Source organism: Rhizobium sp. M1 (assembly GCF_002531805.1).
Lineage (GTDB): Bacteria > Pseudomonadota > Alphaproteobacteria > Rhizobiales > Rhizobiaceae > Rhizobium > Rhizobium etli_C.
This window is the reverse complement of record NZ_NWSW01000016.1, coordinates 91,117-112,329: the sequence shown is the minus strand read 5'-3', so window position 1 is coordinate 112,329 and position 21,213 is coordinate 91,117. Positions and strand designations below refer to the sequence as shown.

Sequence of the window (21,213 nt, the reverse complement as noted above, 5' to 3'; positions counted from 1 at the left end):
GTCTATGCCGTCAATCAAATCCGACATCGAAATCGCGCGCGCGGCGGCCAAGAAACCGATCTTCGAGATCGGAGCGAAACTCGGCATACCGGCCGATCAGCTCGCTCCTTACGGCCACGACAAGGCCAAGGTCAGCGCCGAGTTCATCGCAGCGCAGGCGGGCAAGAAAGATGGCAAGCTGATCCTCGTCACGGCGATCAACCCGACGCCGGCGGGCGAGGGCAAGACGACCACGACCGTCGGGCTCGGCGACGGGCTGAACCGGATCGGCAAGAAGGCCATCATCTGCATACGCGAGGCTTCTCTCGGTCCCTGCTTCGGCGTCAAGGGCGGAGCGGCAGGCGGCGGTTATGCGCAGGTCGTGCCGATGGAAGACATCAATCTGCATTTCACCGGCGATTTCCATGCGATCACCTCGGCGCATAATCTGCTGGCGGCGATGATCGACAACCACATCTATTGGGGCAACGAAGAGAATATCGACATCCGCCGCATCGCCTGGCGGCGGGTCATGGACATGAACGACAGGGCGCTCAGGAGCATGGTCTCCTCGCTCGGCGGCGTCGCCAACGGCTTCCCGCGCCAAGGCGGGTTCGACATCACCGTCGCCTCCGAGGTGATGGCGATCCTCTGTCTCGCCACCGACCTGAAAGATCTGGAGCGGCGGCTCGGCGATATCATCATCGGCTATCGCTTCGACAGGACGCCGGTGCATGCGCGCGACCTGAAGGCCGACGGCGCAATGGCGGTGCTGCTCAAGGATGCGATGCAGCCGAACCTCGTGCAGACGCTGGAGAACAATCCCGCCTTCGTGCATGGCGGTCCCTTCGCCAACATTGCTCATGGCTGCAATTCGGTGACGGCGACGAAGACGGCGCTGAAGCTTGGCGACTACGTGGTGACGGAAGCAGGTTTCGGGGCGGATCTCGGCGCCGAGAAATTCTTCGACATCAAATGCCGCAAAGCCGGGCTGAGACCGGATGCGGCGGTCATCGTCGCGACCGTCAGGGCGCTGAAGATGAATGGCGGGGTGAAAAAAGAGGAGCTCGGCACGGAGAATGTCGCGGCGCTGAAGAAGGGCTGCGCCAATCTCGGTCGGCACGTCGCCAATGTGCGCCGTTTCGGCGTGCCGGTGGTCGTCGCGATCAACCATTTCGTCTCGGACACCGACGCCGAGATCGCGGCGCTGAAGGAATTCGTCTCGCGGCTCGGCGCCGAGGCGATCCTTTGCCAGCACTGGGCGAAGGGTTCGGCCGGCATCGAGGAACTGGCGCACAAGGTGGTGGAACTGGCCGAATCGGGCCAGGCGAAATTCCAGCCGCTCTATGGTGACGATATTTCGCTGTTCGAGAAGATCGAGATCGTCGCCTCGAAGATCTACCATGCCGGCGAGGTGACGGCCGACAAGGCGGTGCGCGATCAGCTGCAGACATGGGAGGAGCAGGGTTACGGCAAGCTGCCGGTCTGCATGGCGAAGACGCAATATTCCTTCTCCACCGATCCAAACCTGCGCGGCGCGCCGGAAGGACATATCGTTCCCGTGCGCGAGGTGCGGCTTTCGGCCGGCGCCGGTTTCGTCGTCGCCATCACCGGCGAGATCATGACGATGCCCGGCCTGCCGAAATCACCATCGGCGGAGCGGATTTTCCTGAACGACCAGGGTTATATCGAGGGGTTGTTCTGATCGGTTGACAGATTGCCGGCGTACTTCGATAGAACGGCGGTGACCTCCTCATCGGAGGCGAAGTCGCCCTGATCGGCTTCGCAAACGGCGGCTTCGATCTCTGCGAGTTGCCATTCATCCCGTTCGATGAATTCCTCGATCGCCAAGGTCGCTGTCTCTGCTAGTGAAAGCTTTCGCTTTTCGGCAAGGCGATCCAGACGGGAAGCCATTGAATCGTTTATCTGGAAGCTCAACAACATCATGATAGGCACTCCCTGGGTCTTCAAGTGGCAATCCCCTTTGTTTGGCGTCATCCTCGGCCTTGTGCCGAGGATCTGCTGCCTATCGAACGAAGGCTGATGCTCGGGACAAGCCCGAGCATGACGAAAAGAGAGGTTGGCGAACTGCAGCGCTCTATTTCCTGGTCAACTTGATTCAAGCGAGGCTCAGCCACTCACTGATCAATGGCAGTAGCGATAGCCGCCCTTCCTTTCCATCACATCGAGATGGAAATGGGTCTCGTGGGCGGCGTCGCTTTCGGGGTCCAGCACGGTGGTGAAATAGAGGCATCCGGCGGCGCTGACGGTGCGCTGGAAGGCGCCGGTCAGCGTCGGGTCCTCGCGGCGGGAGCGGACGGCGACGTCTTCGCCTTTCTCGAAATGGAAGCTTGCAATGTCGATCGCATTGCCGCGGGCATGCTCGGAGATCTTGCCGGTTTCAGCGCCGTTGCGCAGACGGCACATATAGGACGTTGCCTGGTTGACGGTCGTGAGGCGCCCCTGTTCCGGCAGGGCAGCGGAGGCGGCCGGGATGACGCTGTCTTTCAGCCAGCGGGCGAGGGCGAGCGCCGCCGGACAGCGGATCGTCGCCTCCGGCTTGAGCGCAATGCCGGGCAGGGCTTCGGAGACGATGATCGGTTTGTCGATGCCACAGCCGTTGCCGTCGTCGATGCGCGGCGTGTCCTTGAAGACGACGCCCAAGGCTCGGAGTGCGGCGGTGCATTCTGCGTGTTCGGAGTCGCTTTCGGGTTCGATCGTCAGATGCTGCTCTTCGAGCGTCTGCTCGGCAGGCGGCTTGGTCTCTTCCGCCGGCGTCTGCGGGCCTTTTAGCCCGCCCGGCGGCAACGGCGGGCCTTGCATCGGTTCTGCCGGCTCCGGCTTTGCCTGTTCGGGCTTTGCCGGTTCGGACTTTCCTGGTTCGGTTTGGGGTGCCGCTGGCTGGTCCGGCGCCGGCGTCTCCGGCTTCACATCGAGCTTCGGCTGCGGTGCCGGCACATCCGCCGGCGCGGGTGGTTCAGTCTTGTCGGGAAGCGGAGTAGGACTGGCTGCAGCCCCGGTGTCGGGTCGAGGTTGGGGTAAAGGACCATGCAGGGGCAGGCGGGCGCCAGCAAGAAAGGCGGTAGCGGCGAGAAGGATCGCCAGTATCGAAAGTTTTCTCAACGCATCCGATTCCCTGGTGTCGATAGCGGAAGGGATAACGCATTATGGCGGGTTTCGTTGCAATTGCGCAACGTCGTGGAAGATCATTAAAACTTGAAAATAATATTCAACATAAATTGGTCGATTATGTTGACAATGTTTCTCATGTTTTTTATGCGGCAAAAAGAAGGCGGATTTCTGCTCCGTCTTATCCGCAATAGCCCAGCCAGCCCATCGAGCGTTCGACGCGCCACGACCAGCCAGCCCGGTAATCATCATGAGAGGGTAGGTTATGATCGTCCGGCATTGGCGCTCGGTTCTATTGGTCTGCACGGCAGTTGCAGCTGTTCTTCCTGTTTCGCAGTCTTTCGCGCAGAGCGCTCCGGCCACCACGCCGGAAGCGGCGGCGGATGACAGCACCGTGCTGCAGAAGATCGTCGTCAAAGGCAAACGCGTGGCGCCGGGCAGCGTCGCCGATACGCCGCTGGCGACCGAGGTCACCCAGAAGCAGCTGGAAGAGAAGCAGGTCACCAATTACGACGATATCGGCCGCAGCGTCGATGCGGGCGTGAACTATTCGCGCGCCGATGCGGGCTTCAACCTGCGCGGCCTTTCCGGTGCCCGCATCCTGACGACGATCGACGGCATTCCGATCCCTTACATCTCGAACAGTTCACGCCAGGGCGCTTTTGCGCCTGCCAACGCCAATGGCGGCGGCGACACTTTCGATTTCGATTCGCTGTCTTCGCTCGATATCGTGCGCGGCGCGGATTCGAGCAAGGGCGGCACCGGCGTGCTCGGCGGCGCCATTGTTCTCAACACGCTGGAGCCGGAGGATCTCATTCCTGAAGGCCGTGACTGGGGTGCGATCGTCAAGTCGACCTATGACAGCGAAGACAGGAGCTTTTCCGGCTCGGCTGCCGCTGCCAAGAAGATCGGCGGCATCTCGATCCTGTTCCAGGGCGGCTACCGCAAAGGCCATGAGCGGGCGAACATGGGCAACAATGACGTTTACGGTGCTCTTCGCACCGAGGCGAACCCGGCTGATTTCGACCAAAACAACCTGCTCTTCAAACTGCGCCAGGAGCTGGAAGGCGGTCATCGCATCGGCTTGACGGCGGAACGCTTCCGCCGCGACCTGGAAACCGACCTGCGCCACCTTCAGGGCGGAACCAGCCCTCGCAACTTCATGATCGACAATTATGACGGTCGCGAACAGCGTGACCGCGATCGCGTATCGCTCGACTATGATTATGAAGCGCAGTCGTCCGACGCGTTCTTCAGCAGTGCGCGCGCCACGCTTTATTGGCAGGATTTGAAGAAGGAAGCGGGCAGCGGGGGGCGTACGACCGCCAATGTTGCCTATGGCCGCAACAACGAGGTCGAAAACGAAACCTGGGGCTTCAGCGGCACCGCGACGAAGGATTTCGAATATTCCGGTCTCAGCCACTCCGTTCGCGTCGGCCTTGACGTCGGCGTCTCCAGCTGGAGCCAATATAGCTGGGCGCTTTGCCCCACATCGACAACATGCCCGGCACTGAACAATCAGGCGGAAGTGCCTGACGTCGACAGCCAGAACCTTGGGCTAGTTGTCGAAGACAAGATCGAGATCGGCAATACCGGCTTCACGCTGACGCCCGGCTTCCGCTTCGACTGGTTCAACTACAATCCCTCGACCGGCGGCGGTTTTTCCAACAATACCGGCCTTACCCGTTTCGGCGATCTTCGCGACCGGACGGAGGCCGCCATATCGCCGAAGATCCTTGCGACCTACGACCTGACGCCTGATGTAGAGCTCTATATGCAGCTGGCGGTCGGCTTCCGCGCGCCAACCGTCGACGAACTCTACAGCCGCTTCTACAACCCCACTAGCCGCTACGCCCAGCTCGGCAATCCTGATCTGGAACCGGAAATCGGCCGCGGCATCGAAATCGGCGCCAATTTCGACACCGGCGATTTTACCGGCAGGGTCGCGGCTTTCCACACGCGCTACCAAAACTTCATCGAGACGGTGACAACCACGGACGCAACCGGCTTTACTGAGTTCAATTACACGAACGTGGCAGCGGCGACGATCTCGGGCATTGAAGCCAGCGCCGTCAAGACTTTCAACAATGGCATCAATCTGCATGCTTCGCTTGCCTATGCCTATGGCAGGAATGAAGAAACCACGCAGCGGCTGCGCTCAGTGGCGCCATTCAAGGCAATTGTCGGCGGCGGCTGGAGCAATGAGACCTTCGGCTTCGATCTTTCCTCGACGCTTTCGGCCGGTATGCTGACCGACCACCTCAATACCGTCGGTACGACCCCCGATACGACCTTTGATGCGCCCGGTTATGCCATCGTCGATTTGACCGGCTGGTGGACGCCGGAACAGCTGCCGGGCTTGCGCGTTCAAGCTGGTGTCTACAACATCTTCGACCAGGAGCACTACAACGCGCTCGCCGTGCGCGACGTCAATCTCAACTCGGCGACGGCTTCGCAGCCGCGGGAGTGGTATTCCGAGCCGGGCCGCACATTCAAGGTCTCGCTCACCAAGACCTTCTGAGCCAGGCATGCCTTCAAGGCTGGGGGAAGGGGCGGCTTTCGGGCCGCCCTTTTCATTCGTGCGATCGCCTCTTGCGCGGCGGCTGATCTCAGGCTAACAATTTTCCCATGATCAAGTCTTTGAACATCGCTGTTTGGTGGTGGGCTCGCTGAGGCGGCCTCGACCAATCGTGTCCAAAGACGACGACGAGTGAGCCGCCCGAAACTTCGAGGCGGCTTTTTTGTTTTATCGCCGCCTGTTGTCCGGGCCCCGATAACGGAGTGGAATTATGGTAACGATCCTGCGGGATGATGGTGCGGAAATCTACGAGACCAAGGGCGGGATATCGGTCACGCGGCAGCGGCGGGCGATCCCCTACAGCGACGCGGTCTCCTCCTATGTCGACAAGCTCGATGAGCGCCGCGGCGCGGTGTTCTCGTCGAACTACGAATATCCGGGCCGCTATACGCGCTGGGATACCGCCGTCGTCGATCCGCCGCTCGGCATCTCCTCCTTCGGGCGCGACGTCTGGATCGAAGCCTATAATGAACGCGGCGAGGTGCTTCTCGGCTTCGTGACCGAGCGGCTGCAGACGGTGCCCGACCTTGTGCTCGGCGCTTCCTCCGCCCGCCGCCTCGACCTTTCCGTCAAGACGCCGGACCGGGTATTCACCGAGGAAGAGCGCTCGAAGATGCCGACGGTCTTTACCGTCCTGCGCGCCGTCACCGACCTCTTCTATTCGCAGGCGGATGCGAGCCTCGGGCTCTACGGCGCTTTCGGCTACGACATCGCCTTCCAGTTCGACGCGATCGATCTGAAGCTGAAGCGGCCTTCCGACCAGCGCGACATGGTGCTCTACCTGCCGGACGAGATCCTCGTCGTCGACAATTACGCTGCCAAGGCCTGGATCGACCGCTACGATTTCGAGAAAGGCGGCGTGACGACCGAGGGCAAGGCCGAGCAGATCGCGCCGGAACCCTTCAAGCAGACGGATGCCATTCCGCCGAAGAGCGACCATCGGCCGGGCGAATATGCCGAACTCGTCACCAAGGCGAAGGAAAGTTTCCGCAAGGGTGATCTTTTCGAGGTCGTTCCTGGGCAGAAGTTCATGGAGCGCTGCGAAAGCAAGCCTTCCGATATTTCCAAGCGGCTGAAGGCGATCAATCCGTCGCCCTATTCCTTCTTCATCAATCTCGGCCATCAGGAATATCTGGTCGGCGCCTCGCCCGAGATGTTCGTGCGCGTTTCGGGACGGCGCATCGAGACCTGCCCGATTTCGGGGACGATCAAGCGTGGCGACGATCCGATCGCCGACAGCGAGCAGATCCTGAAGCTTTTGAATTCCAAGAAGGACGAGTCCGAGCTGACCATGTGCTCGGACGTCGACCGCAACGACAAAAGCCGCGTGTGCGAGCCGGGTTCCGTCAAGGTGATCGGCCGCCGGCAGATCGAGATGTATTCGCGCCTCATTCATACCGTCGATCATATCGAGGGGCGGCTGCGCGACGACATGGATGCCTTCGACGGGTTCCTCAGCCACGCCTGGGCGGTGACGGTCACCGGCGCGCCGAAGCTCTGGGCGATGCGCTTCATCGAGAGCCATGAAAAGAGCCCGCGCGCATGGTATGGTGGGGCAATCGGCATGGTCGGCTTTAACGGCGACATGAACACCGGCCTGACGCTGCGCACCGTGCGCATCAAGGACGGCATCGCCGAGGTGCGCGCCGGCGCCACGCTGCTCAACGACTCCATTCCGGAGGAAGAAGAAGCCGAAACCGAATTGAAGGCCTCTGCCATGCTTTCCGCCATCCGAGACGCCAAGACCGGCAATTCCGGCAAGATCCAGCGCGACGTCGCAAGCGTCGGCAAGGGCGTCAGCATCCTGCTCATCGACCATGAGGACAGTTTCGTCCACACGCTCGCCAACTACTTCCGCCAGACGGGTGCGACGGTTTCGACCGTGCGTACGCCGGTGCCGGAGGAGATTTTCGACCGGTTGAATCCGGATCTGGTCGTGCTGTCGCCCGGGCCTGGAACGCCGAAGGATTTCGACTGCAAGGCGACGATCAAGAAGGCGCGGGCCCGCAACCTGCCGATCTTCGGCGTCTGCCTCGGCCTGCAGGCGCTCGCCGAGGCCTATGGCGGGGAACTGCGCCATCTGGCGCTGCCGATGCACGGCAAGCCCTCGCGCATCCGTGTGCTGGAGCCGGGTATCGTCTTCTCCGGCCTCGCCAGGGAGGTGACGGTCGGCCGCTACCACTCGATCTTCGCCGATCCTTCGACGCTGCCGGCTGAGTTCATCATCACGGCAGAGAGCGAGGACGGCACGATCATGGGCATCGAACATGCCAAGGAGCCGATCGCCGCGGTGCAGTTCCATCCTGAATCGATCATGACGCTCGGCGGCGATGCCGGCATGCGGATGATCGAGAATGTCGTGGCGCATCTGGCCCGCAAGGTGAAGACCAAAGCTGCTTGACGGGCCATTCTCTCCGCCCTTCCCGCCAGTGGGAAGGGCGGGTTGACTTTATCGGACAAATCAGAACATTTCCGGAACGATCAACCGGGAATTATCACCGTGGCCCAAGCTGAGAAGTTCATCGTCCTTCCTTATCGCAAGAACCGCGGCAATCTCGTGCCCGGAGAAATGCGGCAGGCATCGAATGCCGTCAGCGCGGAAAAGATTGCCTCGGCGATGGCCGAGCGTTTCGTCGGCGTTGCGGCCTATGCCGTGATCGTCGACGAGGAGACCGGCGACATGAGCTCGCCGCGACTGCTTGCCCGATATGGTGAGATTGCCGATCTCAACGCTGCCTGAGGCGCGATTTTCCGATGGAGACGTCGCTCTACCTGCCGGTCAAAGCGTTCCTGGAAGCGGCCGGTTATGTGGTCAAGGGTGAGGTCGGCGGCTGTGATCTCGTCGGGCTGAGCGATGGTGAGCCGCCGGTCGTAATCATCTGCGAACTCAAGCTCTCCTTCAATCTCGAACTGCTGCTGCAGGCGGTCGACCGGGCGGCGATGAGCGATGAAGTCTGGATCGCGGCGCGCGTTTCGGCCAAGGGGCGCGGCCGAGAGGCCGACAAACGCTACCGCGACCTCTGCCGGCGGCTCGGGATAGGCATGCTCGGCGTCTCCGATGGCGGCGAAGTCAGCGTCATCGTCAGTTCCGTCTCGCCGATGCCGCGCACCAATCCGAAGCGGCGCACGCGCCTTGTCAGGGAGCACCAGCGCCGGCGCGGCGATCCCGCTGTCGGCGGTGGCTCGCGCGCGCCGATCATGACCGCCTATCGCCAACAGGCGCTGCTCTGCGCGGCGGCGCTCGACCAGGGTGTGGCGCGGCCGCGGGATATGAAGGCGCTTACACCCAATGCCGGCCGGATCCTGCTCGACAATGTCTACGGATGGTTCGAGCGCAAGGAGAAGGGCGTCTACGCGCTGACGCAGGCCGGGCAGGCCGCTCTCCTGCGCTGGCCGCAGCCTGTCTGCGATCCCGCTCCCTAGAGCTGAAGCCGGATTCGCGTATCCGACGGCAACAGCTGTGAAGGACGCGTCATTCTCTTTGACAAATCCTGCATCATCGCCCATATCACCCTCAACTGGACCGCCTGCGCGACATTCGCGTGGGCGGTTTTGCATTTCAATGGCTTGGACCCTGCAATTCATTCGCAACCGCAGGAGGACGATATGAGCGACCACGGCGATCTTACGGTTCGGAAGCTGGCGATGTGGGGGATTCCGCTTTCGCTCGGCGTCATGGGGCTGAAGATGGTGGCCTGGTGGGTCACCGGATCGGTCGCGCTGCTGTCGGACGGGCTTGAATCGACGGTGAATGTCGTTGCCGCCTTCATTGCCTTCTTCGTCATCCGCTACGCCCAGAAGCCAGCCGATCACGACCATCCCTTCGGCCATCACAAGGCGGAATATCTGTCCGCCGTCACCGAGGGCGCGCTGATCGTGGTCGCGGCGCTGCTGATCGTCAACGAGGCGATCGGTTATCTCGCCGAACCGCGCATGCTCGATGCGCCGGTACTTGGCCTGGCGATCAATTTCGCGGCCGGCGTCATCAATGCGATCTGGGCGCGGCTGTTGATCCGGACAGGGCGCAAACATCGCTCGGCTGCCTTGGCTGCGGACGGGCAGCATATCATGTCCGACGTGGTCACCTCGATCGGCGTGCTCATCGGCCTGTTGTTGGCGCTGGCGACAGGCTATGCGATCTTCGACCCGGTGCTTGCCATTCTCGTTGCCGTCAACATCCTCTATCAAGGCTGGAAGGTGATCTCGCAATCGATCAGCGGCCTGATGGACCAGGCGGTCGATCCGCTGGAGGAGGAAGCGATCAAGCAGGCGATCGCCACCCATGCGGCGGGCTCGATCGGCGTTCATGATCTGAAGACCAGGCGGGCGGGTACCGTCACCTTCATCGATTTTCACATGGTGGTGCCGGGCACTATGTCCGTGCGGCAGGCGCACGATATATGCGACCGCCTTGAGGATGCCATCAGGACAGTGCATGAGGGCGCCAAAATAGCCATTCATGTGGAGCCGGAGGGCGAAAAGGCCCATGGCATCCGCGTCAAAGTCGTCAAGGAGGCATGATGCCGAATACCGATGTTTCCAGCCTGTCGATGCTGGGCCAGCAGACCGAAACCGCCCATTCGCCGGAGGAGGCAGTGCTTGAAAAAGTGCCGTCCAATCATGCCGGCACCGATTACGTCGTGCGCTTCACCGCGCCTGAGTTCACCTCGCTCTGCCCGATGACCGGACAGCCGGATTTCGCCCATATCGTTATCGATTACATCCCGGGTGAATGGCTGGTGGAATCGAAGTCGCTGAAGCTGTTCCTGCATTCCTTCCGCAACCACGGCGCCTTCCACGAGGACTGCTCGATCTATATCGCCAAGCGCATCGTCGAACTGCTCGATCCCAAATGGCTCCGGATCGGCGCCTACTGGTATCCGCGCGGCGGCATCCCGATCGACGTCTTCTGGCAGACGGGCAAGCCGCCGGAAGGCGTGTGGCTGCCGGAGCAGGGCGTTGCCACCTATCGTGGACGTGGGTGAGCTGCGGTCGGGCGCAGCCCGAGCAATCGATCCAGTGAATCGATTGCAGCAGCGAACGCCCTGAGCTTAAGCGAAGGGCCGGGATACGGTGCGGCAACCGCTGCCCGTCTCCAACCGCCAAGCCTCACACATCCGTGACGTCGTTGCCCGACGAGTCATCGCTGTAATCGGCGCCATCGTCGTAATCGGCCTGCTGCAGATTGCCGTCGTCGTTATTATCGGCAGCATTGTCTGAAGCCTGGCGGGTGTCGTCATTGCCGAAATAATTGTTGATGACGGTTTCCTCGGTGGGCGCGTTGGCGTTGCCGAAAGGATTGGCGCCGAAGGGCGAGCCCCAGCCGAGCGAGGACATATGGTTGCTGAAGATGCCGCTCAGCGAATTGGCAAGCAGCATGCCGCCGGCAACGCCCGCTGCCGTGCCGAGCGCGCCGCGCAGGAAGCTGCCGCCTGCCGATGGCGCATAGGCCTGCTGGCTCCAGGGGCCGGTCGGCTGCTGCGGCATTTGGCGAGTGCTGCTGTCGTAGCCGCGGGGTTCGTCATAGGCGCGGGAGGGCTGGCCCCAGGGACCGGGATTGGCCGGACTGGACGGAACCGGAGCGGGCTGCTGCGTCTGGGTATTGCCGAAGATCGAGCTCAGGAAGCCGCCGCCCTGTTCGGCCTGGCGGTGTTCGCTCGCGCCGGCTTCCAGCTGGCGGACGTGTTCCTCGAGTTCCTTGATATGGTTGGCGGCCGCCTCCAAGCCCTTTTCCTGAACGATCACGGCCTGAGCCAGATAATAGGTGGCGGAGGGCTGTTGCCGCGTCGCCTGGTCGATCAGGGCCTCGGCCTCGCTGTCGCGCGGCGTGGCCGCGGCGGTGCGCACGCGGTCGAACAGGGCGGTCAGCAATTGGCGTTCTTCGGGTGACATGTCTTGTCTCCTGTTATTTCGTACGGCATTGCCGCGTGAGGGGTGAGGTAGGAAGCGATTCAGGCTTTTCAAAGCCTTTCACCGTTACATTTCAGTAAGGCTTGCGGAACGGCGCGCGGCTTCTTAAGGATATCTCCACCGCTTCGGTGCCTTGTGTTTTTCCCGCATTGTTTTAGGCATTGAGTCGCACTATGTGCGAGGAACCCGAATTCATCTCCGAGAGGTTCGAATGAACGACGAAGAACAGGACGACAAGACGAAGGAACTGCCGCTCGGCAAGGAAACGGAGGCGAATCTTTTCAAGTCGCGTTCGATCTTCATCTATGGACCGATCAATCAGGAACTGGCGCAGAAAGTCTGCTCGCAGCTCGTGGCGCTTGCCGCAGCCAGCGACGAGGACATCCGCATCTATGTCAATTCGCCCGGCGGCCACGTCGAATCCGGCGATTCCATCCATGATATGGTCAAGTTCATCAAGCCGAAGGTCTGGATGATCGGCACGGGATGGGTCGCCTCGGCCGGCGCGCTGATCTATGTCGCGGCTCCGAAGGAGCGGCGCATCTGCCTGCCGAACACGCGCTTCCTGCTGCACCAACCCTCGGGCGGTACGCGCGGCATGGCATCCGACATCGAGATCCAGGCACGCGAGATCATCAAGATGAACGAGCGCCTGAACAAGATCATGGCGGCGGCCACCGGCCAGCCGCTCGACAAGATCGCCAAGGATACCGATCGCGACTACTGGCTTTCTGCCGAAGAGGCGAAGGACTATGGCCTCGTTTCGCGGATCGTGACGTCACAGGCCGATATCTGAGTTTTCTCAGCCAAAGCCGTCAAAACGCCCTTGCCTGCAGCAGCAGTCGAGGGCGTTTCTATTTCGCCGGCATGAGATGCGGGTGCTGGACGGAAAGGGCCTAATCCGGGCTTGCGTATACGACGGCCATCATGCTCCATGCGCCATTCCGCAGCTCGCGAGTCCGGCATGCTCAAAGATTTTTCCGTCCAGGCCCTGTTCATGGGGCTGCTGACCGCCTTCGTCGGTTCCGCCAGCTCCTTTGCCGTCGTCCTCCACGGGCTGCGGGCGGTCGGCGCGACGGAGGCACAGGCGGCCTCCGGGCTGATGGCGTTGTCGATCTCCATGGGCGTCTGCGCGATCGTCCTCAGCGCCGTGACACGATTGCCGATCAGCATCGCCTGGTCGACGCCCGGCGCCGCATTGCTGGCAAGCACCGGGGCGATCGAGGGCGGCTTCAATGCGGCGGTCGGGGCATTCCTGATTTGCGCAGTGCTGATCGTCATCGCCGGGCTGTTCAAGCCGCTTGGCCGCGCGGTCGCCGCCATTCCGGCGCCGCTCGCCAATGCGATGCTCTCCGGCGTGCTGATCGGCCTCTGCTTTGCGCCGGTAAAGGCAATCGGCTTCAATCCGCTGTTCGGCCTGCCGATCGTTCTTGCCTGGATCGTCGTCGGCGCCTTCAAGCGGCTCTGGGCGGTGCCGGCGGCATTGGCAGCCTTCGTGCTGGTTCTGGCCTTCGGCGTCGATATTCCCGATGGTGCGCTCAGTTCGCTCGAACGCTCGCTGGTGCCGGCGGCGGAAATCGTCCGGCCGGTGTTCAACCTTGCCGGTTTCATCTCGATCGCGCTGCCGCTCTTCATCGTCACCATGGCTTCGCAGAACATTCCCGGTATCGCGGTGCTGAAGGTCAACCACTACGACCCGAAGCCCGGCCCGCTCTTCGCCGTCACCGGCTTCTTTTCGCTGCTGTCGGCGCCGTTCGGCGGTCACGCCGTCAATCTGGCGGCAATCACCGCGGCCATGTGCGCCGGGCCGGATGCCCATGCCGATCCGAAGCGGCGCTATTGGGCATCGCTGATCGCCGGCGTCGGTTACATTGTCCTCGGGCTGCTTGCCGGCGCGGTGACGGCCTTCGTCGCCTTGGCGCCTCCCGTTCTGATCGAGGCGGTGGCGGGGCTTGCGCTGGTCGGCGCCTTCTCGTCCTCGGCAATGTCGGCCTTCCAGGCGCCGGAATCGCGCGAGGCGGCAGCGATCACCTTTCTCGTCACCGCATCCGGCGTTTCCTTCGGCGGCATTTCCGGCGCCTTCTGGGGCCTGGTCGCGGGCGGACTGATGCTCGCGCTGTCACAGCTGGTTAAGGCCTGGAGAGACCGAACCCAGCCAGGATAAGGCAAGGCGTCGCATTGCCGGACAAACCAACCCAGGTTCGGGAGCGACCAAAAGCCGAGACGAGGTCTTGCCAGCTCTGCCACTCAAGGTTATAAGCACGGCCATGAAGACCTCTGGCGCCAAGATTTCCGACACCATTGCAAGCGGCCGCATCGCTTTGCGTGACGTGTCGCGCGCCCTGACCTCGCTTCTTCTCCTCGGCCTTACGCGCGGTTGCCGGGTCCTTTGAGGAGCGCCCGGCGGCCGAAAGCCCGCCCGGCATCGCTCCTCGCGACTCACTTTCAAAATTGACGTAACGACCGACGAAGGTCCGCATTTGTTTATCGCCAAGCCCGATGCGATCGGCTAAGAGGCGGGACAAATGCCGGGACGAGGAGACAAGATAATGGACAACACCACCAGCCGATCCTCCGCAGGCGCCAAGGGCATGCCCGATGCCGCAGCGAAGTACCGGCCCTATCCACAGGTAAGCATCCCCGATCGCACCTGGCCAACCAAGACGATCACCAAGGCGCCTGTCTGGTGCTCGGTCGACCTGCGCGACGGCAACCAGGCGCTCGTCGATCCGATGGGCCACGACCGCAAGGCGCGCATGTTCCATCTGCTGCTGGAGATGGGCTTCAAGGAAATCGAGATCGGTTTCCCCTCGGCTTCGCAGACCGATTTCGACTTCGCCCGCTGGTGCGTCGAAGAGGGCAATGTTCCCGCCGACGTCTCGCTGCAGGTGCTGGTGCAGTGCCGGCCCGAGCTCATCACCCGCACCTTTGAAGCGCTGGAAGGGGCAAACCGGCCGATCGTGCATTTCTACAACTCGACCAGCGAGCTGCAGCGCCGCGTCGTCTTCGCCAAGGACGTCCAGGGCATCAAGCAGATTGCCGTCGATGCCGCCAAGATGATCACCGATATGGCTACCAAGGCCGGCGGCGGGTATCGTTTCGAATATTCTCCGGAGAGCTTTACGGGCACCGAGCTCGAGGTGGCGCTGGAGATCTGCAACGCCGTCATCGAGGTGGTGAAGCCGACGCCCGACAACAAGCTCATCATCAACCTGCCGTCAACCGTCGAGATGGCGACGCCGAACGTCTATGCCGACCAGATCGAATGGATGTGCCGCAACCTCGACAACCGCGAGAACCTGATCGTCTCGCTGCATCCGCACAACGACCGTGGCACTGGCATTGCCGCGGCCGAACTGGCCTTGCTGGCGGGCGCCGACCGCGTCGAAGGTACGCTCTTCGGCAATGGCGAGCGCACCGGCAATGTCGATGTCGTGACCATGGCGCTGAACATGTTCACGCAGGGCGTCGATCCCGGCATCGACTGCTCGAACATCGAGCACATCAAGGAGGTGTTCGAATATTCGAACCAGATGGCGATCAGCGAGCGTCACCCCTATGTCGGCGAGCTGGTCTATACGGCCTTTTCCGGTTCGCATCAGGATGCGATCAACAAGGGCATGAAGGCGGCGCAGGTCGCCAACCATCCGGTCTGGGAAGTGCCTTACCTGCCGATCGATCCGCGCGATGTCGGCCGCTCCTACGAGGCGATCATCCGGATTAACTCGCAGTCCGGCAAGGGCGGCATCGCCTATATCCTGCAGCAGGATTATGGGCTCAACCTGCCGCGTAATCTGCAGGTCGAGTTCCGCGAGGACATTCAGCGCATCACCGACGTCGAGGGCAAGGAGCTTCCGTCGAAGCGCATCTACGACCGCTTCATCGAGCGATACGTGACGCAGCCCGAAGCGCGTCTCAAATTCGTCGATCACCACACCTATCCCGATACGGAGCGCAGGGGTCAGCGGATCGTGGCGGCCGAGATATCAGACAATGGCGAGATCAAGCGCATCGAAGGGCGCGGCAACGGTCCGATCGACGGCTTCATCAACGCGCTGTCGCATTATCTCGGCATCGAGATGTCGGTCGAGGATTATTCCGAGCATTCTCTGCAGCACGGCTCGAACGCGGCGGCGATCTCCTACGTCGAGACCTCCTATCCCGGCGGCAAGCTCTTCGGCGCCGGCATCAATACCAACATCGTCGCGGCATCGCTGGAAGCGATCGTCTCGGCGGCCAACCGCGTGCTCGATCTGAAGGCCGGCAAGGCTTGATCAGATAGGCTTCAGGCCGCGATCGCATCGGTGCGGCGCGGCCTAATGAGGAGCTCGGCTACGTTGAGTCTTCGCTGGGCGCTGGCGAGACGCAATGAAAGGCGTGCCGGGCGGCCCGCTCATCCGCCCTGCGGGCACCTTCTCCCCGAGGGGAGAAGAGGAGAGCAAGCTTGTTGCCCTGACTTCCCACTGTAGAGGCTTCAGGAGCGAGACATTGCCGCATGTCTCTTCTCCCCTCGGGGAGAAGGTGCCGGCAGGCGGATGAGGGGGCTGCCAGTGCCGATGGCCACTTTCCATCCTGCCGCTGCCTTTCCGTCGGCGCATCACCGTCGGTAAAAGCGCGTCAATCTTATGTGTCAGATCGCCGTGGCGATCTCCATGGCGAGCTGGCCGAGTGTCGCTTCGGAGGAGGGGCCGGCAAGCACGTAGGAGGTGCCGGCATTGTGCCAGGTGACGAGGCCGATCTCGTCCCTGATCGTCTCCTTGAAGTCGTCGGTTTCCGGCGGTTGCGCGTCCTTGCGGAAGCAGATGGAGATGATGTCGCCGTCGGTGTTGGAATAGACGAGCTGGCCGACAGGGCGGTTGTCGCCGAGAATGACGCGGGCGCCCTGGAAGGTCCAGGCCTTGGCGCTCAGATCCGGCACGCGGAAGGGCACGCCGATCGCGGTCGTCAGCCAGCTGGAGATTTCCTCGGCCTGTGAGGCCGGCACTTCGACGAGGTGACGGGGCTGACGGATCAGCAGGCGCTGATAGGCGGTGACATCGCCCAGCCAGTCGCTCGTATTGGCCGGCGCCGTCGACGAGCTCGTGGTGGCGACCTCGTCGGCATCCGGTCCGATGCCGACGAAATAGCCGAGGCCGCAGCCGAGCACGAAGAGGATGAGGGCGGCAGCCAGCGCCTGCGGGCCGCTCGGCGCCAGCTTCACCTGCGGGCGCGTGGTGCGCTGGGCAATCGGCGTCTTCGGCGGCTGCGTGCTCTTGATCGAGCGGACGAGGGCGAGCGGCACCGGCTCCTTCAGGACGTCGTCGAGGCGGCGGCGTCCGAAATCGGCGCCGTGGCGCAATTTTTCATGCAGCCGGCGCGCATTCTCATCACTTGCCAGGCGCTGCTCCAATTCGTGACGCTGTTCAGGCGAGACTTCGCCATCGAGGAGGGCGGTGAGCTGGGCTTCGAGCGACAATTTCCTGAGATCGAGCAATTCAGTACCTGTGGATCGGGTGGGTGTCGGCAAGCTCGGCGAAATGCAGCCTTGCGGTGGCGAGCTGCGAGGCGACGCTCGCCGCCGGAATGCCCATGATGTCGGCCGCCTGCTGGTAGCTGTGGCCTTCGACGTCGACGAGCAGGAAGGTCGAGGAAACGCCGTCCGGCATATCGGCGATCATGCGATGGATGGCGTCGGGATCGACCGCGGCCGAGCGTTCGCGCGCGGCCTCACGAATATCGGTGACATTGCCGCGGGCCGACGCCTTCGGCTTGCGCTTGCGGCTGTCGTCGGCCCATTGCTGACGGGCAAGCGTATACATCCAGCTTTCCAGCCGGCCTTCGCCGCTCCACTGATGACCCCTGGAGATCGCCCGCTGACAGACGGCCTGGACCAGCTCGTCGGCCGCAGTCGTCTCACCCGCGAGCGTGATCGCGAAGCGACGAAGGCGAGGCAGTAGGCCGACGAGATCACGGCGGAGGTCGATGGTCGTTGCGGGCTGACGCATTGTCTATCCAGAAGCACTCACAGTGGTTTCGCGGACGGAGCTTCCGCCATCGGACGCGAATCCGGCCTTATTGTCGTCGGTGATGCATGCGCTTTATGGAACAACTCTCCTCCACTTCGCAAGCATCCGGTCGTTTCCAGTCCCCTTTCCCAGGGAATTTTCATAATCTAGCCCGCAAAGCTTGCGTCAATATGTTCTGTGGCCGTTCAAGCTTTGCAGCAGAGCGCGGTAGGCCCAGGTGCCTTCGCCGCCGCGATCACGGATTTCGACGAGCTGGACGCGGGCGCCCTGGATATCTCCCTGCTCGACCAGCGCCATGCCCATATAGGAGCGGGCGAGAATGTAGTTCTCATCGGCCTGCAGCGCCTTGCGGTAATAGGACATGCCGAGCTCCATGCGGCCGGCTTTCCGGTTGGCATGGCCGAGATAGTTCAGGATGCGAGGGTCGTTTTGATTGCGGGCGAGATTGAGCACGGTGATGGCGTTCTCATATTGGCCGGCATAGGCAAATTCGCGGGCGAAATTGTAGAGGTCGTCGTCGTTGAAGCTGCTCTTCTTCGGGGTGACGCATTCCTTCCTGGTCTTGTCCCAGACCTTGCCGCCGGTGCAGGTCTTGGTCGTCTCGGTCTTCGGCGGCGGGTTGGTGTCGTCGTTGCCGCCGCCGACCGCGAAAGCGGCCGTGGCGATGCCGAAGGCAAAGCCTGCGGCAAGCGAGATTCTGCCAAGGCGATGGAAGGAGAAGGTCATGGGCGGGCTCCGTTCTGAGGCGATGCAGTTGCGCGGATTGTACGCTTACCGCCGAAAATACCAAGAGGGTACGAAACCTCTATGGCAAATGTTGCGACGATGATCCGATGGCTTCGCAAATCGATTCAAGTGCTGGATGAAAGGAGTCCGGATACGTCGCTAAGGCGCGAAAATATCAACGCTTTCCTGAATCACCGCGTCGCCGGCCCGGTTCAGGCTGAAGCGCTCGCCACTCAGTTCCCAGGCACCGGGAGAGCCGTCGATGGAGAAGAGGTTGTAGGCTGCGGCCGGCTTGATGCTGCCCGGTCCCTGCGAGGCCGATGCGATGCCGACGACAGGCACCGGTTGCACCTGGCCGCGCAGCCAGTGCAGGGTATTCAGGTGCGTATGGCCGTGCAATACGAGTTCGGCGCCGCCGGTGGAAATTACGGCGGCGAAGCGGCGGATGCCGATCATCCGCTTGTAAAAGGTCGTGGCACCGCGGATCGGCGGATGATGGATCATGACGACACGAAAGAGACCGGCTTCGCCGGCCGCGCGCAGCATGTTCACCGTGTCGCGGGCCTGACGGGCGCCGAAGAAACCGGAGGCCGCGAAGGGAGGGGTGGCGACCGCCGTCGAGCAGCCGACGATCGCGACCTTGTCGCGGACGCGCAGATAGGGAAAGATGTGGCGGTCTTCCTGCCATTGCGGCGGGGCGAGATCGCCACGGACGTAGTCGTACCAGGCGCGCATCGATTTCTCATAGGCGCCCGGCACATAGGCGTCGTGATTGCCGGGAACGACCGATGTATCGGCGGGATCGCCGAGCGCGCGCAGCCAGGCGGCGGCGGCGCGGATCTCGATGCCGCTCGCCAGATTGACAAGATCGCCGGTGACGGCCAGATGATCGGCCTGATGGGCGCGGATGTCATCGAGCAGCAGATCGAGCGTGCTGCCGAAAAGGTGCTTGCGCCGATTTCGATGCCAGTTCACAAAGCCCGTTATGCGTTTTGAAAACAGCTCCTGGATGGAAAGACGGGGCAACGGCCCGAGATGGACGTCGGAGATATGCGCGAGCTTGAACATGCTACGAGACATAGACCAGCTTATTGACAAATCAAACACATCCGGCGCGATGAAGAGCTGAAACGGAGCGATGGTGGATAAAGAAAACCGGCCCCTTCATATCAGGGCGGCCCTGCGCCTTCTGCATGTCTATTTCTCTTTCGCCCGGAGCATGACGATGGGTGTCAGAGCCGCCTGCTTTGATGCGGAGGGGCGGATTTTTCTCGTGCGTCACAGCTATGTCGGCGGCTGGCATATGCCGGGCGGCGGGCTGGAACGCAACGAGACGGTCGAGGAAGCGCTGGCCAAGGAGTTGCGCGAGGAGGGCAACCTCAGGATCATCGGCAAGCCGCAGCTGGTCCAGGTCTATTTCAACACCTCGACCACACGGCGCGACCATGTCGTGTTCTATCGCGTAACCGTCGAGCAGACGGCACCACGTCCGCCAGACTGGGAGATTTCCGACAGCGGCTTCTTTTCGCTCGACAGCCTGCCCGCCGGCACGACCGAGGCGACGCATCGCCGTCTTGCCGAACTTCGCGGCGAACAACAACCCGACCATCGCTGGTGAGGGCAGCGCGGTTTTTTAGGCCGCGGCAAGCAATTTGAAGGCCTATAGCGTTCTCGCGTCTGAAAAGACACGCGGCGCTGTCGCACGTCCATGCGGGCTGTCGAGATCGAGCGCCGGGCCGACGGGAACGATGCCGGTCGGATTGATCGTCTTGTGGCTGCGGTAATAGTGCTGCTTGATGTGCGTGAGGTTCACCGTCTCGGCAATGCCTGGCGTCTGGTAGAGATCTCTTAGGTAACCGGAAAGGTTGCGGTAATCGGCGATGCGGCGGATGTTGCACTTGAAATGGCCGACATAGACGGGGTCGAAACGCACCAGCGTGGTGAACAGGCGCCAATCCGCTTCGGTCAGCCGGTCTCCGAAAAGGTAGCGGCCCTTGCCCAGGCGTTCGTCGAGCATGTCGAGCGTTTCGAACAGCTTGCCGACATTCTCGTCATAGGCTGCCTGGGCGGTGGCAAAGCCTGCCTTGTAGACGCCGTTGTTGACGGTGTCGTAGACGGTGGCATTCAGAGCATCGATTTCGACGCGCAGATCCTCCGGATAGAAATCTGCCTTCGACCCGGTTAGCCCGTCAAAGGCGCTGTTGAACATGCGGATGATCTCGGCGGATTCGTTGTTGACGATTGCGCCTGACTTCTTGTCCCAGAGGACGGGCACGGTCACGCGGCCGGAATAGTGTGGATCCGCCTTGACGTAGATCTGCCAGAGTGTCGCCGCGCCGAAGAGGTGATCGCCGGTGGCGCCGTCGCCGATCTTGAACTCCCAGCCGTTCTCGACCATCAGCGGATCGACGACGGAAACCGAAATCAATTCCTCCAGCTTCTTCAGCTTGCGGAAGATCAGCGTGCGGTGCGCCCAGGGACAGGCAAGCGAGACGTAGAGATGGTAACGGCCGGGTTCGGCCTTAAAGCCGCCGCTGCCGGTGGGGCCGGCTGCGCCGTCTGCCGTCACCCAATTGCGGAACTGCGAGGGCTGCCGCTTGAATTCGCCCTTGCTCTCCTTCATGTCGTACCAGACATCATTCCAGACGCCGTCCACCAGCATTCCCATGATCTTCATTCCCTGATTGCATGTCCGAGCCGAAGTTAGCTGAGATAGCGGGGCTTTGCAGGTGGTAAAGGTTGAACAGTGCGTCACGCCGTTCAGGCGCTGCATCATTCAGAGTGCTGCAGCGTCCTTTGCGCGTTCGAAAGGACGTGCGGCGCTGTGGTGTGCATTTTGCGTTGGACGGCGGAAATTTTTCCTGCTATCGGCCTTTTCACGATTTT

Annotated in this window: 20 protein-coding genes; 12 read left to right on the top strand and 8 right to left on the bottom strand. The window is 62.1% G+C overall.

What is annotated here, in order from left to right:
* The first annotated feature begins 4 nt into the window (after nt 1-4).
* Nucleotides 5-1,684, top strand: coding sequence for a formate--tetrahydrofolate ligase (locus CO655_RS17155; RefSeq protein ID WP_097604519.1), 1,680 nt, complete (start codon nt 5-7; stop codon nt 1,682-1,684).
* Here CO655_RS17155 and CO655_RS17150 read toward each other — a convergent pair.
* Nucleotides 1,663-1,926 carry a hypothetical protein gene (locus CO655_RS17150; RefSeq protein WP_097604521.1) on the bottom strand — a complete coding sequence of 88 codons (264 nt, stop codon included), beginning with the start codon at nt 1,924-1,926 and terminating at the stop codon, nt 1,663-1,665. The two genes, CO655_RS17155 and CO655_RS17150, sit on opposite strands and share 22 nt — an antisense overlap.
* 198 nt (nt 1,927-2,124) lie before the next feature.
* Nucleotides 2,125-3,138: an extensin family protein gene (locus CO655_RS17145; protein WP_348628170.1), complete on the bottom strand. Its 1,014-nt coding sequence runs from the start codon at nt 3,136-3,138 to the stop codon at nt 2,125-2,127.
* Between the two features lie 8 nt (nt 3,139-3,146).
* Here CO655_RS17145 and CO655_RS33880 point away from each other — a divergent pair, with 8 nt between their 5' ends.
* From CO655_RS33880 to queF, 7 genes are all read left to right on the top strand, one after another.
* On the top strand, nt 3,147-3,302 hold the full coding sequence (locus CO655_RS33880; protein WP_170964921.1) for a hypothetical protein: 156 nt from the start codon (nt 3,147-3,149) through the stop codon (nt 3,300-3,302).
* Nucleotides 3,303-3,403: 101 nt separating this feature from the next.
* The gene (locus CO655_RS17140) at nt 3,404-5,629 is read left to right on the top strand and encodes a TonB-dependent hemoglobin/transferrin/lactoferrin family receptor (protein WP_245423848.1); all 2,226 of its coding nucleotides are present in this window, start codon (nt 3,404-3,406) and stop codon (nt 5,627-5,629) included.
* Between the two features lie 268 nt (nt 5,630-5,897).
* Complete coding sequence (locus CO655_RS17135) at nt 5,898-8,087, top strand: anthranilate synthase (protein WP_097604528.1); 2,190 nt, start codon at nt 5,898-5,900, stop codon at nt 8,085-8,087.
* 99 nt (nt 8,088-8,186) lie between these two features.
* Nucleotides 8,187-8,426: a hypothetical protein gene (locus CO655_RS17130; protein ID WP_097605060.1), complete on the top strand. Its 240-nt coding sequence runs from the start codon at nt 8,187-8,189 to the stop codon at nt 8,424-8,426.
* Between the two features lie 14 nt (nt 8,427-8,440).
* The gene (locus CO655_RS17125; RefSeq protein WP_010028176.1) at nt 8,441-9,109 is read left to right on the top strand and encodes a DUF2161 family putative PD-(D/E)XK-type phosphodiesterase; all 669 of its coding nucleotides are present in this window, start codon (nt 8,441-8,443) and stop codon (nt 9,107-9,109) included.
* A gap of 183 nt (nt 9,110-9,292) precedes the next feature.
* Nucleotides 9,293-10,207 carry a CDF family cation efflux transporter EmfA gene (gene emfA / locus CO655_RS17120; RefSeq protein ID WP_097604533.1) on the top strand — a complete coding sequence of 305 codons (915 nt, stop codon included), beginning with the start codon at nt 9,293-9,295 and terminating at the stop codon, nt 10,205-10,207.
* Nucleotides 10,207-10,671 (top strand): preQ(1) synthase, encoded by a 465-nt coding sequence (gene queF / locus CO655_RS17115; RefSeq protein WP_064684379.1) that lies wholly within the window; start codon nt 10,207-10,209, stop codon nt 10,669-10,671. The genes emfA and queF overlap by 1 nt, the downstream gene beginning before the upstream one ends.
* A 124-nt stretch (nt 10,672-10,795) precedes the next feature.
* Here queF and CO655_RS17110 read toward each other — a convergent pair whose 3' ends face one another.
* On the bottom strand, nt 10,796-11,578 hold the full coding sequence (locus tag CO655_RS17110) for a DUF2076 domain-containing protein (RefSeq protein WP_097665565.1): 783 nt from the start codon (nt 11,576-11,578) through the stop codon (nt 10,796-10,798).
* A gap of 229 nt (nt 11,579-11,807) precedes the next feature.
* Between CO655_RS17110 and CO655_RS17105 the strand changes: the two genes are divergently transcribed.
* The 3 genes from CO655_RS17105 to leuA all read left to right on the top strand — a co-directional run bounded on the left by CO655_RS17105 (nt 11,808) and on the right by leuA (nt 15,870).
* Nucleotides 11,808-12,392: an ATP-dependent Clp protease proteolytic subunit gene (locus CO655_RS17105; RefSeq protein WP_010029790.1), complete on the top strand. Its 585-nt coding sequence runs from the start codon at nt 11,808-11,810 to the stop codon at nt 12,390-12,392.
* A 138-nt stretch (nt 12,393-12,530) separates the two neighbouring features.
* Nucleotides 12,531-13,760, top strand: coding sequence for a benzoate/H(+) symporter BenE family transporter (locus CO655_RS17100; RefSeq protein WP_097665564.1), 1,230 nt, complete (start codon nt 12,531-12,533; stop codon nt 13,758-13,760).
* Between the two features lie 385 nt (nt 13,761-14,145).
* Nucleotides 14,146-15,870, top strand: a complete 1,725-nt coding sequence (gene leuA, locus CO655_RS17095; protein ID WP_097665563.1) for a 2-isopropylmalate synthase — start codon at nt 14,146-14,148, stop codon at nt 15,868-15,870.
* Between the two features lie 356 nt (nt 15,871-16,226).
* On the opposite strand, the gene CO655_RS17090 is transcribed toward leuA, so the two are convergent.
* The 4 genes from CO655_RS17090 to CO655_RS17075 all read right to left on the bottom strand — a co-directional run bounded on the left by CO655_RS17090 (nt 16,227) and on the right by CO655_RS17075 (nt 19,395).
* Nucleotides 16,227-17,069 (bottom strand): anti-sigma factor, encoded by an 843-nt coding sequence (locus CO655_RS17090; protein ID WP_097604544.1) that lies wholly within the window; start codon nt 17,067-17,069, stop codon nt 16,227-16,229.
* A 1-nt stretch (nt 17,070) separates the two neighbouring features.
* Complete coding sequence (locus CO655_RS17085) at nt 17,071-17,580, bottom strand: RNA polymerase sigma factor (protein ID WP_097665562.1); 510 nt, start codon at nt 17,578-17,580, stop codon at nt 17,071-17,073.
* Between the two features lie 186 nt (nt 17,581-17,766).
* Complete coding sequence (locus CO655_RS17080) at nt 17,767-18,327, bottom strand: hypothetical protein (protein WP_097665561.1); 561 nt, start codon at nt 18,325-18,327, stop codon at nt 17,767-17,769.
* A gap of 159 nt (nt 18,328-18,486) precedes the next feature.
* The gene (locus CO655_RS17075) at nt 18,487-19,395 is read right to left on the bottom strand and encodes a metallophosphoesterase (RefSeq protein WP_097665560.1); all 909 of its coding nucleotides are present in this window, start codon (nt 19,393-19,395) and stop codon (nt 18,487-18,489) included.
* 70 nt (nt 19,396-19,465) lie between these two features.
* On the opposite strand from CO655_RS17075, the gene CO655_RS17070 reads away from it, so the two are divergent.
* Entirely contained in the window at nt 19,466-19,945 is a 480-nt protein-coding gene (locus CO655_RS17070) for an NUDIX domain-containing protein (RefSeq protein ID WP_010030560.1), read from the top strand.
* Between the two features lie 42 nt (nt 19,946-19,987).
* Here the strand turns inward: CO655_RS17070 and CO655_RS17065 are convergent, their stop codons facing one another.
* Nucleotides 19,988-20,995, bottom strand: coding sequence for a glutathione S-transferase family protein (locus CO655_RS17065; RefSeq protein ID WP_097665617.1), 1,008 nt, complete (start codon nt 20,993-20,995; stop codon nt 19,988-19,990).
* Between the last annotated feature and the right edge of the window lie 218 nt (nt 20,996-21,213).